The following is a 14614-nucleotide window of genomic DNA, read 5'->3' as shown; positions in this document are numbered from 1 at the left end:
GTATCTATTTTAATTGGTATTTAAATAACAGGCCTGCAGTTTTTGCGCATGCATGCTTTATCAGGTTCGAATATCTGCAAAACTATCCCATTAAAATAAATTAAAAATTAAATTAAATTTATAACTGTAAAGTTGACAATTTTTACAATATTTGTTTCCCGAAAAACCAACCTGAATAATGAAGAATAATTTGCACCAGGAATTTATTAAGATCTTTAACAAAGAAGCAGACAACGCGTACTTTTCGCCCGGTCGTGTAAACCTTATTGGCGAACATATTGATTATAACGGTGGTTTGGTTATGCCATGCGCCATTACTTTTGGTACTTATTTACTAACCTCCCCTAATGAGGATGGCGTTTTCCGCTTCAGGAGTTTAAATTTTAGTGAGCAAAAAGATATTCCGTTGCAAATCAGTTATGAAAAAACCGGCGAAAACTGGTTTAACTTTCCTATTGGTGTTATTGACCGCTTTATTAAGGATGGTCACCCGTTAAAAGGCCTGGATATGTTATTTTATGGCGATATCCCAATTGGCTCGGGTTTGTCATCATCAGCTTCTATCGAGGTGGTTACCTCCTATGCACTTAACGACCTGTTTAACAGGGGCTACAGCAAGCTCGACCTGGTTAAACTGTCGAAAGATGTAGAAAACAACTTTATAGGTGTTAACTGCGGTATTATGGACCAGTTTGCAGTTGCCTTTGGCGAAAAGAACAAAGCCCTGATGCTTAATTGCGATACATTGGATTACCAGGCTGTTGACAGCAATCTTGGCGATTATGTACTTGCCATTATCAACACTAATAAACCCCGCAAACTGGCCGAATCAAAATATAACGAACGCGTAGAGGAGTGCCAGGCAGCCCTAATGGCCTTGCAACAGCAACTGGACATTAAATATCTTTGCGAGATCAATAGCACTACTTTTGAGCAATACAAACACCTGATAACAGATCCGGTTGTGTTGAAACGGGCCAAACACGTAATTGAAGAGAACGACCGTGTAAAACTGGCCGCAACGGCCCTTGCAGATAACAACCTGACCGAATTTGGCAGGCTGATGTACGCCTCACATGATTCCCTGCGCGATTTATACGAAGTAAGCGGTGTTGAACTGGACGCTGTTGCTGAATACAGCAAAACCAACCCTGATGTTGCGGGTGCCCGTATGACGGGTGCAGGTTTTGGCGGTTGCGCCATTGCTCTGGTAAAAGGTGACGCGTTTGATAATTTCAGCAAAGAAATAACCGAATACTACACGCAAAAAATAGGTTACGCCCCGTCTGTTTACAGCTCGCTTATTGGCGATGGTGTAGGCGTATTGGCTTCAGTGCTTAACTAACGGCTTTTTTGTATTTTTGTCGATGGACCATGGTCGATGGACGATAGCCATTTGCTTTAAACTATCGACTATGGTCTATGGACTATCGACAAAAAAATATGCGCAAATTAAAATTGGATGAGCTGAACCGGGCTACGGTTGATGAATTTAAAGCACAGGATAAATTGCCGGTAGCCGTAGTGCTGGATAACGTACGCAGTATGCACAATATTGGCTCCATTTTCCGCACCTCCGATGGTTTTGCGGTTGAACAGATTTGCCTTTGCGGTATTACCGCCCAACCACCTCACCGCGAAATTGAAAAAACAGCCCTTGGCGCAACCCAGTCTGTTAACTGGACTTATTACGAAACTCCTCTGCAGGCTGTTGAACAATTACGTAACGATGGCTACCAGATCATAGCCATTGAACAAGCCGAAAACAGCACCATGCTTCACGAGTTTAAACCCGCTGAAGATGGCAAATACGCCCTGATTTTTGGTAACGAAGTAAACGGTGTAAGTGATGAAGTAATGCAAGCGATTGACGCCTGTATTGAGATCCCCCAGTTTGGCACTAAGCATTCGTTTAATATTGTAGTATCGGCAGGCATCGTGCTTTGGGATTTTTTTGCTAAGATGGCGATATAGAACCTCACCCAACCCTCTCCAAAGGAGAGGGCTTAAAAAATTGCTTCTTAAAGTCTCCCCCCTCGGGGGAAATTTAGAGGGGGTTACTTCCTCAACACATAAAACGACATTTCCTTCCGCGTTACAAAACCAAGCTTTTCATATACTTTGATAGCTCTGTCATTTTCAGATTTCACGTGCAGAAATGGAATTTCAGCAACTTCTTTAATCCGTTTAACCTGATTCAATAACAGCCTACCGGCATATCCGCGTCCCAGGTAATCCGGATGGGTACAAACAGCACTGATCTCGGCATAAGGGGTAGGGTTTAAACGCTGGCCTGCCATGGCAACCAGTTTATCGCCATCAAAAATGCCATGGTAATGACCAAATTCAATAGTTCGTTCTATAAAAGGGCCGGGATTAGTTAGTCGAGTGAGTTCGACCATTTGGGGCACATATTGTTCTGTAAGCGGCACCAGGCCTTCGTCCGAAACATCAGCCGGCACTTCCCCTTCAAAAACCATTTGCAGGCATTTCAGGTAATGTACTATTTTCCATTGTTCGGGAATTTCAATATCATGCGGAGCAATAAATATAAAATGGCTCTCAAAGGGAATAGTATCGTAAAGCAGGTTAAAATTACCTGCAGATATTTCAGCGGTAGCAACAAAAGGTGAAACCTCCTTCGGGAAATATTTAGCTATATCATTACCCCTTGCAAGGGTTTTATTACCGGTGCTAAGCGCGTTCCAGGCCGGGCTATCAAGTACGTGTTCCATCAAGGCAAAGCTATTAAAAATACCATGCAGCAGGGTTTGGGCTTGTCATTCAATTTTAATTTATTGCTTACATTAGCTTTATCCATTATAAAACGTTTACAATGAATGCCCTTGCTAAAAAACTGCTGATCAAACCAAATTCACGCTGGTTGTTGCAAAATGCCCCTGCCGGTTACCAGGACAACTTGTTGCCCCTGCCAGATAATGCCGGTCTTGTCTTTAACACCGAAGGCGAATTTAACGGTATCCAGCTATTTGTGACCAACAGTACAGAACTGACATCCGAACTTAAGGTGATCACTCCCCTTATCAAAGCCGACACCGTTTTTTGGATCATCTACCCAAAGAAAAGCTCAGGTATCCAAACAGATCTGGAAATGATGAGCAGTTGGGACGCCCCGGCTCAGTACGGATTACGGCCTGTAGCATCAGCTGCTGTTAACGAAATATGGACTGCATTACGCTTTCGGCCGGTTGAAGCTGTAAAAGTTTCAGCAGAGCGTAAGGAGGCTGTGCGAAATAACGAATACGGCGATTATATTGACGTGGATAATAAAAAAGTAACTCTGCCTGATTATATAAAGCAAACGTTGGAACAATATCCGGGAGTGATTGATTACTTCCAGTCGCTGGCTTACAGCCATAAAAAAGAGTATGTACTTTGGATCCTTACAGCCAAACAGGAAAAAACCCGCCAGGACCGCTTAACTAAAATGGTGGAAATGCTGCAGAATAAAAAGAAGAATCCTTCGGATAAATAAAAAATTTCAAATGGTTACTAAACAAAAGCGCCCTGCATTTTCAACAAATACAGGGCATTTTTATGTTTAGTTTTATTTACCAGCCAGAGCCTTTTTTAGCATTACCATTTTTGATATGCTCTTCGGCAGTTGCTTTGCCCATGATGGCAGCCATTTTGTTACCTTCACTGTCAGTTCCTGTCGCAATGTATCTGCCCGATTTTACGTCGATAACGGGATTGATCATTGGTACATTTTTAGTTTTTGTTTTCACTGAATAAGCGGTGATGCCACTTCCTTTTTCTGTTGCCATGATAAGTTTCTTTTGTTTTTTAATGTTAACCCCATTTAAACTGAATTGTTTTCAGCACAGGTATAATTGGTTTCTATGCGTAAACATGCATCATTTTTTTTTAATTAAAAATAGCTGGCATAAATAATTTGTTAACAGATTTAAGTTTGTGTTAATAACGAATAAACCATCGTATCCTCAAAACGACCGTTATACAAATGATCTTCCTTAAAATAAGCCTCCTGCACAAAATTGTTTTTGAGCAATAATTTAATTGAAGCGAAATTCGCCGGACTTACATAAGCTCCTATAGAATGCAGTTTCATCACATTAAAACCATAGTCGATAGCGGCTGTTATTGCCTCCTGCATGAGCCCCTGCCCCTGGTATACCGGGTTTAAAAGGTATCCGATCTCGGCACGGTGACTGTCTTTCTCTATCCGCCAAAAACCTATGCTCCCAATATATTTATTATTGTTTTTCAGGCAGATACACCAGGTAATACCATCATTTTTGCCAAGCAGGTCTTCTATCACGTCTATCAGTGCAACAGCGTCATCAATGGTTTTGTTGATTGGCCGGTGAATGTACTGCATCACGGTTTCGTTCGACCGCATTTCAAACAAATCGGCAGCGTCATCACGGGTAAAGCGCCTTAATATAAGGCGCTCAGTTACCAAAACAGGAAACGGATTAAAGTTGGGGCTAAGCATAAATAAATAATGTTGATAACCGGCTACAATAGCGGCATTTTAAATAAAACTGTCCGCCTCGCGATATGCTTTAATTAATGCAAGCTCACCTTCTTTTCCTGTTCCGGCAGTACCATGCTCCATACCCATTACGCCTTTATAACCTTTGTTATAAATGTGTTTGAATATATTTTTATAATTAACTTCACCGGTTCCGGGTTCTCTACGGCCGGGGTTATCCCCTATCTGGTAATAGCCTATCTCATCGTAAACCAAATCAAGTGTCGGGATAATATTACCCTGGTTACGTTGAACGTGATACATATCATACAGGATCTTACATGACGGACTTCCCACAGCCTTACAGATAGCATAAGCCTGGTCGGGTGTACGCAGGAACAGGTCCGGATTATCGCTTAGCGGCTCCAAAACCATAATAATGCCGTGCGGCTCCAGTATAGCAGTTCCCTTTTTTATGGCTTCAATAACATTGCCTGTTTGCACACCGATAGGAAGTTTCCGCGCAAAATCGCCAGGGACAACGGTAACCAGTTTGCTGCCTATGCGTTTGGCTACCTCAACCGCCTGCTTGCAGGAAGCTATAAACTTTTCAACCTGGTCGGCATTGCCTGTTGCCAGCATGTTGCTGTCATTGCCCAGGCCTGGCTGCACAAAAACGCCCATGGCTATACCCAGCTTTGCCAATGTATCGCCTATTTTTTTTTGCTGCTCAACCGGGCGGCCGCTCATCCCGTTATCCTCAATAGCACGGAAACCTTTATCGTATGCGAATTTTATCTGGTCGATAAAATCATCCCCTGCATGGTTTTTAAACATCCCGTCATGAATGCCATAGTTAAGGTTAAAAGGCTTATCGCCGGCTATAGCGGCTGCTTCATCTGCGGGTTCAGCACAGCCGGTAAGTGTGGAGGCTTTTAAAACACCTGAAGTAAATAACGAGGCCCCGGCCAGTACCGAGCTTTGAACAAAGTTTCTGCGTTTCATGAGGTTATAATTGGTTTTGCGGGCTAAATATAACACCTACGCCTCGTTTTCAAACATGGATAACATTGTTTTATCCGTTTTTTTCCAAGCATTCTTGCTGGCCCGGCGACATGGTCTGGTTGAAAATTCAGCTATTTTTGTTATCTTTGTGTATAAACGGCAAAATATTAAAGCTATTCCAGCTCACAGCGCCCAGCTATTTGATGCTGATCTGTTTTATTCCCCGCTGATACCGTTGCTGCCCGGAACTTAACTTAAAGATCATTTTTACGCTCACCAAAACAAGGGATTATTACCTGGCCCGATCTTTTTATTGCTACACGGAATAGCTATTGTTTAACTTAATTGATCTTAATTATGGCTAAATCGCAAGCAACATTTATGAAAAAACAACTGGAAAAAAATCGCCAGAAAAAAAAGGAAGATAAAGAACAACGCAAACAGGAACGCAAACAAAATGCAGGCAGCAGCGATCTGGAAAGCATGCTGGCCTATGTAAATGAATTTGGGGAAATTGTATCAACCCCGCCCGAAAAAAAACAGGCATAACCGGGTACTAATGACATTAATCAGTACATTGTAACTATTTCGTGGCTGTAGCAATTAGTGATTGAACCTTTTACTATTTTAATTGTCATAACAAAAAATCAACCACAGTTATGAAATTTCAATTAGGCTTTGTTTCCCTTATCGCAATGACGGTTGCCTCTTGCTCAGGCAATCATTCAACAAATGATACTGATACGGTAATTAAAAAGGAAGACACCGCCATGGCTAATGCACCCGACGCGCCGGCTGTAAATATGGAGTATTGCTTTTATACTACCGAAGGCACCGCCGGTCAGGACACTACCAAAGTTAACCTGCATATTAACGGCAATAAAGTTACCGGCGATATGGACTGGCTGCCCAAAGAAAAAGATGCCCGCAAAGGCAGCCTGATGGGCAATTTAAACGGCAATGTTATTAAAGCCTTATGGACTTACGGCCAGGAAGGCCGCGCGGATACGCTGAGCGTCGAATTTCAGCTAAGGGGCAATCAGCTTGCCCAAAAGCCTTACAGGTACGATGCAAAAACCGGCAAGCAACAAACAAACAGCACAGCCGATTATACAGTAATTTACAGCATGAAAAATTGCCGTTAATTTAAACGCAATTTATAAATTAGCTAAAAAATAAAAGGTCAAGAAAATGGAAAAGCGCGAAACCAGTATACTATATCTTGTTTTAGGATTATATAGTTTAATGATAAGCTGGTACTACAACCACAGTGTTATTTTACTTATCATCCATTACATATTTTGGCCTGTATACCTGATATATGAGTTGCTGATAGGCCACCTTGCCCACGGCATGTGGAAAACCATCCCACTTTCATATTTTAAATAAAGTAAAGCTGTACCATATAAAACAGAAAACCACCCTGGTATAATTTCAGGGTGGTTTTTCCTTTTTTATTAAACCTTTTCAACTACAACAGCGGTACCGTAAGCAAGCACTTCTGTAACGCCCTGCATTACTTCGTTGGCATCATAACGCATGTTAATGATTGCATTGGCGCCAATAGCCTGCGCGTGCTGAATTAAAAGCAGGTAAGCCTCTTCGCGCGCGTTTTCGCACAGTTCAACGTAAATTGAAAGCCTGCCGCCAAACAGCGATTGAAAACCGCCGGCAATATTGCCCAAGGCGCTCCGGCTCCGCACCGTAATGCCGCGTACAACGCCTAAATGCCTGGTAACTTTGTAGCCATCTAAGGCTGTACTGGTAGTAATAAGTGATGTATCCATTTTTAGTTTAAGTTTGTTAGCCAGCAATTTATCCGGCCTGATTTTTATTTAGATGTAGTATGGTTAACGATATTACGTAAATATCTGTTTTTATTTTTTGAGATCCATGGTTTGTGATCAGAGATTAGTGCTGGGGGGTAGTTTCTTTTGTCATATGCAAGTGCACATGATATCTGAATTAACAGCAAATCCTAAATCTGTTTAATCCAGGTCAGGAACATAGCCGGTATCCGCTATTAACCAACGCAATCTCCGTTTTCAATTTAAATAATCGAAGCAAACTGCTCCATTGCTTTTTTAACCACCAACTATGATCTATGAACTATGAACCATCGTCTATGGACCATCGACTATGGACTAAAAAACGTACCTTCGCCAAAAAATTAAAATAGATGCCTGATAAAATTAAAGCTGTTTTTTTAGATCGTGATGGTGTGTTAAACCAGGAAATGGGCGATTACGTACGCCGTTTTGAGGATTTCCATGTACTTGATAACTTTGATGCCCTTAAAACCCTGCAGGATCGCGGCTATATGCTGCTTGTTGCTACCAACCAGGGTGGTCTGGCCAAAGGCTGGTATACTGAAGAGGAACTGGCAAAAATGCACACTCACCTGAAACAGGTTTATCATGAACACGGCGTTGAACTTACCGACTTTTTTTACTGCCCGCATCACCCCAACTTTACCGGCGACTGCGATTGCCGCAAACCAAAACCGGGACTCCTGCTGCAAGGCATAGCAAAATATAACATCGATCCATCAAAATCGTACTTTATAGGCGACCGCGAACGCGACGTTGAAGCAGGCACAGCTGCCGGTGTAAAAGGTATCCTCATTGACAGCGACCAGCCGATCAGTACGGTACTGGATCTGATACTGTAGAACGGCCCCCTCTAAATCTCCCACGGGAGGGGAGACTTGAGTTTAAAGCCCTCCCTTCCGGGGAGGGTTGGGGTGGGGCTTTTTCACTTTCCCTAAAACATTTTCTTCTCTCCTGCTTTTTACCAATATTCATATTATCCCATGCAAAAAAGCCGCTACTTAAAAAACCTTGATGCTGTAATAGCCGCCTTAATCGGCTGGTTTATATTAAGCTTGTTTTTCAGGTATAGCGGTGTAGGGGTTTCGCCGGATAGTATCATGTATACCAGCGCGGCCAGGAGCTTTAAAGACCACGGTACACTGTTAACATTCAACCGTGTACCTATTGTCGATTTTCCGGTATTTTATCCCATTTATCTTGGCATCATTTCGTTTATCACACAGATAGATCCTGTTAAGTTTGGCGCGGTAATGAATGGGATCATGTTCGCCACACTCATCTTTACCAGTGGGTGGATCATGGAGCACTTTGTACCGGCTTCAAGAATTTATAAATGGCTGATGCTGGCGGCTATCATCCTGAGCCCGCCGTTGCTCCAGGTATATTCCTATTTATGGTCGGAGACCTTGTTCATCCTCGAAATCCTTTTTTTTCTGGTAGCCTTTCGGGAATATCTTTTAAAACACACGCTTAAAGCGCTTATTGTAGCGGCTGTTATAGCCGCCATAAGCTGTATTACGCGTTACGCGGCTGTTACTATTGTAGGTACAGGCGGCTTAATTTTATTGCTTGACAGGGTGCTGCCGCTTAAAAAGAAAATAGTTCATATCAGCATTTACGGACTAATTTGCATTTCGCTGCTGGTAAGCAACCTGGTATTCAATGCTTTTGTAACAGGTACAACAACCGGTCCGCGGGAGCCATCCATCACTCCGTTTAGCAAAAACCTGTATTACTTTGGTACCGTAATGTGCGACTGGATGGGCCTTACACCAAATCAATACTGGGTTGCTACACCTTTAGCCATCATCATATTCCTGGGCTTTATTGCTGCCCTGGCATTTAATTATTATCGCCGCAAGCTGGATAGTTTTGAAAATCTGGCTATAACCTTCGCGTTGGTTTACGGAGCGTTTATTGTACTTTCATCTACCTTTTCAAGGTATGAGCGAATTAATCACCGCCTGTTATCGCCGTTATACATTTCCGCTTTATGGGGATATACCAGTTGGGCCTTGCTGCTGCTTAAAAAGTTAAATAATACCACCACCCGGCGTATTGTTGGAGCTATAATGGTGATACTGATGCTGGGCTTTATAACCAGCGAGTTTTTGATAGATAAAGCCCGCTATAACGACCAGGTAGTCGACGAATACGGCAACCCCGGCTATACCGACGAAAGCTGGATCGATTCGGAGTTTGCAGCTTATTTGAGGGGAACAGACCACAGTTTATTTAAACCGGGCGTCAGGATCTATACCGATGCGCATGAAGCCGTTTACTTTTTCTCAGGCATGTCATCATACCTGGTACCGCACCGCTTTTTTACCAAGGATATTGATAAGTTTTACAAGGTTAAACACTACTACCTCATCTGGTTCAACGTATTGGAGAACCCGGAGCTTATCAACCTAAAAGACATTCAAAAAGTTAAAAATCTAAAAAAGATCAAGGATTTTGGCGAAGAGGGTGCGATTTATGAGTATGAGTCTGAACCATGATTTATAGGATTTTAGGATTACCACGAATTCCGTTCCCGCCGTTGTTGGTGATGACAAGCTCCCGCCGTTGTTGGTGTTGTCACCAACAACTTGTTCCCGTATCTTTTTATGAACCTATAAGGCCGCTATGCATAGCGTAAAGGTTGTTGGTGACAACACCAACAACGGCAAAAGACCAACAACGGGCGGGTTTCATTTGTCAATGTTTATCTTTGTTTTATGGCAGGCCAGAAGAACCCCAAAGAAGCATCAAACATCGTTAACTCTATAATAAAAACATCGGTGAATATTCCTTTGCCTAAAAAACCTTACCCCGACTGTTTAGAATGTAGTGAAGAAGCAAAAGAAATTGTATCGAATAAGCGAGATGGTAAACTGATAATCTATACATACAAATGCCCCAATGGGCATTTGTTTACCGAAGAATTAACGTTGAAGTAATTCTCTTCTCATCCACATGGTTTAACAGGTATATAGTTACCTGACAACAGCAACAACGGGCGGAGCAACTTAGCAATTAACAAAATTAAATTCTAAAAGCTCGTTCAATCGGACATAAAACTTCTTGAAAATTTCACGCACCCGTATACTTTTTCACATTAAATTTTGATTTAAAAAACATCTGTCTATATTTGCACCGCTAATCTATAGTTTTACTATATAAAAAATGAACGGTATCGCACTACATCATCTTCATCTGCATCACCACCATGTGGTGATCAGCTAATATGTATGTTTCTACGCGAAATAACAACCTCCGTTTATATTCTTTTTTATCATAGTCTCTTAAATTCAATCTTTTGAAAACACTTAAAATAGCTATCCAAAAATCGGGTAGGCTCAACGAAAAATCCGTTGAATTATTAAAAAATTGCGGCTTAAACTTTGAAAACTACAAAAGCTCGCTTATCTCTCCGGTATCCAATTTCCCTTTAGAAATCCTTTTCCTTCGCGATGATGATATCCCTGAATATGTGCAGGATGGCATTGCCGATTTAGGTATCGTAGGCGAAAATGTGATCCAGGAAACCGAAGTTGAAGTAAGCTATCTGCAGCGCCTTGGTTTTGGTAAATGCTCGCTCAAGATAGCAGTGCCCAACAACAGCGATATCAACTCACTGGCCGATTTACACGGCAAAGCAATTGCTACCACCTACCCTGCCATTTTAGGCAAGTTTTTAAAACAACAAAATATTACTTCAGATATCCGCACCATTTCCGGTTCGGTTGAAATATCACCTGGCTTAGGTCTTAGCGACGCCATTTGCGATTTGGTATCAACAGGCGGTACCCTTAAAAGCAACGGGCTGAAACCTTTTGCCGATGTAATGTCGTCGGAAGCGGTGCTGATTGGCAGCAAAGCCATTGCCGAAAGCGACCTTGTACAGGAACTGATCCAGCGTATTCAATCAGTTTTACGCGCCAAAGAAACTAAATATGTGGTACTTAACGTTGAGAAAAAGAACCTCGATGCCGTTATTGCTTTATTGCCGGGCGTAAAAAGCCCGTCGGTAGTACCATTGGCCGAAGAAGGCTGGGTAGCAGTGCATACCGTGATCCCCGAACGTGATTTCTGGGATCGCATAAGCCAGCTCAAACAAGCAGGCGCGCAAGGCATTGTGGTAATGCCTATTGAGAAGATAATCCTTTAGCCCCACCCAAACCCTCCCCGGAAGGGAGGGCTTAAAATTGAGGGCCGTTTAAAAAATAGCATCAAAAGTCTCCCCTTCCGGGGGAGATTTAGAGGGGGCTGATCTTATGAAGACATACAACTATTCAGAACTTTCATCCAACGAGATCCAGAAACTGGTTCAGCGTAATGTTGACCCGGCCAACGAGATCAGGACTATTGTTGAAGATGTGATTGCCAGCGTGCAGCAGCATGGTGACAGCGCTCTGCTTGATTATGCTTTAAAGTTTGACAAGGTGGAGCTGAACAAGCTTTACCTCGATAAAGCCGAACTGAAAGAAATTGCCAAAGCCATATCTGCCGATCAGAAAGCAGCGTTGGAAACAGCGTATAATAACATTTACAATTTTCACCAAACCCAGTTAAAAACCGAGGACAGGGTTGAAACCATGCCCGGCGTAACCTGCTGGCGCGAATTAAGGCCGATTGAAAAAGTTGGCTTGTATATCCCCGGTGGCTCTGCTGTATTGCCAAGTACGTTTTTGATGCTGGGGATTCCGGCACGTATTGCCGGTTGCCATGAAATAGTGGTTTGCTCACCTCCGCAAAAAAACGGTAAAGTAAATGCCTTTATAGCTTATGTGGCATTGATGCTGGGGATTGATAAGATCTACCTGGCTGGTGGTTCGCAGGCTGTGGCGGCAATGGCTTACGGAACAGCCAGCATTCCTAAGGTAGATAAGATTTTCGGGCCGGGCAACCAGTTTGTAACCAAAGCTAAAACCATTATCCAGTCAACCACCACAACGGCAATTGATATGCCTGCGGGCCCGTCGGAAGTGTTGGTTATTGCTGATGAAACCGCTATTCCGGCATACATTGCAGCCGATCTGCTGGCCCAGGCCGAGCATGGCATCGACAGCCAGGCTGTATTGGTTTGTACCTCCGTTGATGTTGCCGAAAAAGCCATTGCCGAAGTTGAAAAACAGCTGCCTGTATTGCCCCGTGGGGAGATAGCCAAATTGGCCATCGATAATTCATATGTGGTAATCACTGATAACCTGGCCGAGGCCATGAGTTTCAGCAATCAATATGCTCCTGAGCACCTGATCCTGGCAACCAACAGTTGGGAACAGATCACCGGAGACATCATCAATGCGGGTTCAGTATTTTTAGGAAACTTAACACCAGAAAGCGCAGGTGACTATGCATCAGGAACCAACCATACCCTGCCAACCAGCAGTTATGCAAGGGCTTATTCGGGTGTGTCAGTTGATTCGTTTGTGAAAAAGATCACGTTTCAGCATATCACTCGCGAAGGGATCCAAAACATCGGTCCAACAGTTGAAGTTTTGGCCGAATTGGAGGGTTTACATGCACACAGGAATGCTGTGAGTGTCAGAAACAATAGTTGATCATGAAAAAGCTTGCATACCTTTTGAGTTTGTTTGCACTCACTGCTTGTCACAACGGTAATCATAAACAATTAATATCTGATACAGTTAAACGAGATACCACTACCTCGTTTAAGCCTTATCAGCTTAATAAAGACTACATTGTAATTGACACAGGTATTTTTGATGCAACTGTTATGGGAGGCAGCTATGCCGTTGTAACAAGAAACGGAAAGCTTGCCGATACTATTGACAAATATTACGGAATTGAGAAAATTGGCAACGATAACTATTTATATCTAACAATAACAGGTACAGGGCCGGGAGAAGATGATACTTCGAAAACACAGAAATCTCAAAAATCAATCAGTGGGTCTTTGGGCAGTTATATAATGGTCGTAAATGGTAAAAAACAAAATCTGTCAGCGTTTATAACTGACTTTAATGACTATTTTTCTTCACCATCTGTAATAAACGGCAACATTTATTTCTGGCAAATAAAAAAAATAGATACAACAGGTAATAACAGTATATCGGCTGCTAAATATGATCCGGTTACCAAGAAAACCACGAATTATTATTTGGTTGATGATTATATCGAAACAGATGATGCCAACTATTTTTCAGCGCCATATTTTAAAAATGACACCATCTATTTTGACGGAGAGAATAAAAAATTAAGAAAATTCACAAAGGATTTTAAGCCTTACAATTAAAATGTTCGACATAAATAATATACTCAGAGAAAATATAAAACGTCTTGTACCCTATTCATCGGCACGCGATGAATACCAGGGTGAAGCAAGCGTTTTCCTGGATGCCAACGAAAATGCTTTTGGCTCTCCTTTAGATCAGCAGTTTAACCGCTACCCTGATCCTTTACAGTACGATTTAAAAAAACGCATTACCGAAATTAAAGGCGTACCGCCGCGCAATATTTTTGTAGGCAACGGCAGTGATGAAGCTATCGATATCCTGTTCCGCAGCTTTTGTAACCCGGGTGTTGACAATGTGATATTGGTGCCGCCTACTTATGGCATGTACGAGGTATCGGCCAATATCAACGATATCCAGGCCCGCAAAGTAAACCTTACGGAAGATTATCAGCTAAATTTAGAGGGAATTGCCGAAGCTATCGACAAAAACACCAAGCTCATCTTTATCTGCTCGCCCAACAACCCGACTGGCAATTCTATCAACCGCGATGATATTCAAACCCTGCTGGCCAACTTCAGCGGAATTGTAGTGGTTGATGAGGCTTACATCAACTTCAGCCGTCAAAAGTCATTTATACAGGAATTGACCGAATGTGCCAACCTTGTGGTAATGCAAACCCTTTCCAAAGCCTGGGGCCTGGCCGGTTTACGTGTTGGTATGGCTTTCGCCAGCGAGGAAATCATTGAGGTGATGAACAAAGTAAAGCCGCCTTATAACGTTAACGAGTCCTCACAACAGCTGGCATTGGCTGCCCTGGCAAACGTTGGTCAGGTTAATGAATGGATTAAAGAAACCCTTACACAACGCGACAGGTTGGTTTTACAACTGAAAGATTTTGAGTTTGTGGTAGATATTTACCCTTCAGATGCCAACTTTATCCTTGTAAAAACCACCAATGCTAACGGTATTTACGACTACCTGGTAAAACAGGGCATTATAGTGCGCAACCGTTCAAAAGTTGAGCTTTGCGAGGGCTGTCTGCGCATCACTGTAGGCACACCAGATGAGAACACTATTTTACTCGAAGCGCTTCAAAACTTTAAATAAAAAAATCACTAACTCAATAATTCGCTAAT

At 42.5% G+C, this 14614-nt stretch carries 19 protein-coding genes; 14 read left to right on the top strand and 5 right to left on the bottom strand.

Features of this window, described 5'->3' with window-relative positions; genetic code table 11:
- The first annotated feature begins 178 nt into the window (after positions 1 to 178).
- Positions 179 to 1345, top strand: coding sequence for a galactokinase (locus ABIC84_RS00850; protein WP_429262377.1), 1167 nt, complete (start codon positions 179 to 181; stop codon positions 1343 to 1345).
- 98 nt (positions 1346 to 1443) lie between these two features.
- Positions 1444 to 1974, top strand: coding sequence for an RNA methyltransferase (locus tag ABIC84_RS00845; protein WP_091162906.1), 531 nt, complete (start codon positions 1444 to 1446; stop codon positions 1972 to 1974).
- A gap of 83 nt (positions 1975 to 2057) precedes the next feature.
- Here ABIC84_RS00845 and ABIC84_RS00840 read toward each other — a convergent pair whose 3' ends face one another.
- Positions 2058 to 2735, bottom strand: a complete 678-nt coding sequence (locus ABIC84_RS00840; protein ID WP_429262376.1) for a GNAT family N-acetyltransferase — start codon at positions 2733 to 2735, stop codon at positions 2058 to 2060.
- 101 nt (positions 2736 to 2836) lie between these two features.
- On the opposite strand from ABIC84_RS00840, the gene ABIC84_RS00835 reads away from it, so the two are divergent.
- Entirely contained in the window at positions 2837 to 3496 is a 660-nt protein-coding gene (locus ABIC84_RS00835) for a YdeI/OmpD-associated family protein (RefSeq protein ID WP_429262375.1), read from the top strand.
- 76 nt (positions 3497 to 3572) lie between these two features.
- Here ABIC84_RS00835 and ABIC84_RS00830 read toward each other — a convergent pair whose 3' ends face one another.
- The 3 genes from ABIC84_RS00830 to ABIC84_RS00820 form a co-directional block, all read right to left on the bottom strand.
- Positions 3573 to 3788: a hypothetical protein gene (locus ABIC84_RS00830; RefSeq protein ID WP_090526601.1), complete on the bottom strand. Its 216-nt coding sequence runs from the start codon at positions 3786 to 3788 to the stop codon at positions 3573 to 3575.
- 140 nt (positions 3789 to 3928) lie between these two features.
- On the bottom strand, positions 3929 to 4480 hold the full coding sequence (locus ABIC84_RS00825) for a GNAT family N-acetyltransferase (RefSeq protein WP_429262374.1): 552 nt from the start codon (positions 4478 to 4480) through the stop codon (positions 3929 to 3931).
- Positions 4481 to 4519: 39 nt separating this feature from the next.
- The gene (locus ABIC84_RS00820) at positions 4520 to 5464 is read right to left on the bottom strand and encodes a hydroxypyruvate isomerase family protein (protein WP_429262373.1); all 945 of its coding nucleotides are present in this window, start codon (positions 5462 to 5464) and stop codon (positions 4520 to 4522) included.
- Positions 5465 to 5519: 55 nt separating this feature from the next.
- On the opposite strand from ABIC84_RS00820, the gene ABIC84_RS00815 reads away from it, so the two are divergent.
- The 4 genes from ABIC84_RS00815 (at position 5520) to ABIC84_RS00800 (ending at position 6853) form a co-directional block, all read left to right on the top strand.
- The gene (locus ABIC84_RS00815) at positions 5520 to 5717 is read left to right on the top strand and encodes a hypothetical protein (RefSeq protein ID WP_426586468.1); all 198 of its coding nucleotides are present in this window, start codon (positions 5520 to 5522) and stop codon (positions 5715 to 5717) included.
- Positions 5718 to 5821: 104 nt separating this feature from the next.
- Positions 5822 to 6013, top strand: a complete 192-nt coding sequence (locus tag ABIC84_RS00810; protein ID WP_429262372.1) for a hypothetical protein — start codon at positions 5822 to 5824, stop codon at positions 6011 to 6013.
- Between the two features lie 110 nt (positions 6014 to 6123).
- A complete protein-coding gene (locus ABIC84_RS00805) occupies positions 6124 to 6609 on the top strand; it encodes a hypothetical protein (RefSeq protein ID WP_429262371.1) in 486 nt (161 codons plus the stop codon).
- A 46-nt stretch (positions 6610 to 6655) separates the two neighbouring features.
- A complete protein-coding gene (locus ABIC84_RS00800) occupies positions 6656 to 6853 on the top strand; it encodes a hypothetical protein (RefSeq protein WP_090526592.1) in 198 nt (65 codons plus the stop codon).
- Between the two features lie 68 nt (positions 6854 to 6921).
- Here ABIC84_RS00800 and ABIC84_RS00795 read toward each other — a convergent pair whose 3' ends face one another.
- Entirely contained in the window at positions 6922 to 7251 is a 330-nt protein-coding gene (locus ABIC84_RS00795) for a YbjQ family protein (RefSeq protein WP_429262370.1), read from the bottom strand.
- Between the two features lie 392 nt (positions 7252 to 7643).
- On the opposite strand from ABIC84_RS00795, the gene ABIC84_RS00790 reads away from it, so the two are divergent.
- From ABIC84_RS00790 to hisC, 7 genes are all read left to right on the top strand, one after another.
- Entirely contained in the window at positions 7644 to 8135 is a 492-nt protein-coding gene (locus ABIC84_RS00790; RefSeq protein ID WP_426586462.1) for a D-glycero-alpha-D-manno-heptose-1,7-bisphosphate 7-phosphatase, read from the top strand.
- A gap of 141 nt (positions 8136 to 8276) precedes the next feature.
- Entirely contained in the window at positions 8277 to 9797 is a 1521-nt protein-coding gene (locus ABIC84_RS00785) for a hypothetical protein (protein ID WP_426586460.1), read from the top strand.
- A gap of 219 nt (positions 9798 to 10016) precedes the next feature.
- Positions 10017 to 10238 carry a hypothetical protein gene (locus ABIC84_RS00780; protein WP_426586458.1) on the top strand — a complete coding sequence of 74 codons (222 nt, stop codon included), beginning with the start codon at positions 10017 to 10019 and terminating at the stop codon, positions 10236 to 10238.
- Positions 10239 to 10597: 359 nt separating this feature from the next.
- Positions 10598 to 11449 (top strand): ATP phosphoribosyltransferase, encoded by an 852-nt coding sequence (gene hisG / locus ABIC84_RS00775; RefSeq protein ID WP_426586456.1) that lies wholly within the window; start codon positions 10598 to 10600, stop codon positions 11447 to 11449.
- Positions 11450 to 11555: 106 nt separating this feature from the next.
- Positions 11556 to 12842 (top strand): histidinol dehydrogenase, encoded by a 1287-nt coding sequence (hisD, locus tag ABIC84_RS00770; protein ID WP_426586454.1) that lies wholly within the window; start codon positions 11556 to 11558, stop codon positions 12840 to 12842.
- A 2-nt stretch (positions 12843 to 12844) separates the two neighbouring features.
- A complete protein-coding gene (locus tag ABIC84_RS00765) occupies positions 12845 to 13537 on the top strand; it encodes a hypothetical protein (RefSeq protein ID WP_429262369.1) in 693 nt (230 codons plus the stop codon).
- A gap of 1 nt (position 13538) precedes the next feature.
- Positions 13539 to 14585, top strand: coding sequence for a histidinol-phosphate transaminase (hisC, locus tag ABIC84_RS00760; protein WP_090526578.1), 1047 nt, complete (start codon positions 13539 to 13541; stop codon positions 14583 to 14585).
- Positions 14586 to 14614 lie beyond the last annotated feature (29 nt).

The sequence above is a fragment of the Mucilaginibacter sp. 3215 genome, from assembly GCF_050433785.1.
Taxonomy (GTDB): domain Bacteria; phylum Bacteroidota; class Bacteroidia; order Sphingobacteriales; family Sphingobacteriaceae; genus Mucilaginibacter.
The sequence above is the reverse complement of the archived record's forward strand: the minus strand, read 5'-3'. Positions and strand labels throughout refer to the sequence as shown.

Coding starts and splice junctions, on each gene's coding strand:
- ABIC84_RS00765 (WP_429262369.1), top strand. CDS start 12,845: ATGAAAAAGCTTGCATACCTTTTGAGTTTGTTTGCACTCACTGCTTGT.
- ABIC84_RS00785 (WP_426586460.1), top strand. CDS start 8,277: ATGCAAAAAAGCCGCTACTTAAAAAACCTTGATGCTGTAATAGCCGCC.
- ABIC84_RS00805 (WP_429262371.1), top strand. CDS start 6,124: ATGAAATTTCAATTAGGCTTTGTTTCCCTTATCGCAATGACGGTTGCC.
- ABIC84_RS00820 (WP_429262373.1), bottom strand. CDS start 5,464: ATGAAACGCAGAAACTTTGTTCAAAGCTCGGTACTGGCCGGGGCCTCG.
- ABIC84_RS00795 (WP_429262370.1), bottom strand. CDS start 7,251: ATGGATACATCACTTATTACTACCAGTACAGCCTTAGATGGCTACAAA.
- ABIC84_RS00790 (WP_426586462.1), top strand. CDS start 7,644: ATGCCTGATAAAATTAAAGCTGTTTTTTTAGATCGTGATGGTGTGTTA.
- ABIC84_RS00830 (WP_090526601.1), bottom strand. CDS start 3,788: ATGGCAACAGAAAAAGGAAGTGGCATCACCGCTTATTCAGTGAAAACA.
- ABIC84_RS00840 (WP_429262376.1), bottom strand. CDS start 2,735: ATGGAACACGTACTTGATAGCCCGGCCTGGAACGCGCTTAGCACCGGT.
- hisC (WP_090526578.1), top strand. CDS start 13,539: ATGTTCGACATAAATAATATACTCAGAGAAAATATAAAACGTCTTGTA.
- ABIC84_RS00810 (WP_429262372.1), top strand. CDS start 5,822: ATGGCTAAATCGCAAGCAACATTTATGAAAAAACAACTGGAAAAAAAT.
- ABIC84_RS00850 (WP_429262377.1), top strand. CDS start 179: ATGAAGAATAATTTGCACCAGGAATTTATTAAGATCTTTAACAAAGAA.
- ABIC84_RS00835 (WP_429262375.1), top strand. CDS start 2,837: ATGAATGCCCTTGCTAAAAAACTGCTGATCAAACCAAATTCACGCTGG.
- ABIC84_RS00825 (WP_429262374.1), bottom strand. CDS start 4,480: ATGCTTAGCCCCAACTTTAATCCGTTTCCTGTTTTGGTAACTGAGCGC.
- ABIC84_RS00815 (WP_426586468.1), top strand. CDS start 5,520: ATGGATAACATTGTTTTATCCGTTTTTTTCCAAGCATTCTTGCTGGCC.
- ABIC84_RS00780 (WP_426586458.1), top strand. CDS start 10,017: ATGGCAGGCCAGAAGAACCCCAAAGAAGCATCAAACATCGTTAACTCT.
- hisD (WP_426586454.1), top strand. CDS start 11,556: ATGAAGACATACAACTATTCAGAACTTTCATCCAACGAGATCCAGAAA.
- ABIC84_RS00800 (WP_090526592.1), top strand. CDS start 6,656: ATGGAAAAGCGCGAAACCAGTATACTATATCTTGTTTTAGGATTATAT.
- ABIC84_RS00845 (WP_091162906.1), top strand. CDS start 1,444: ATGCGCAAATTAAAATTGGATGAGCTGAACCGGGCTACGGTTGATGAA.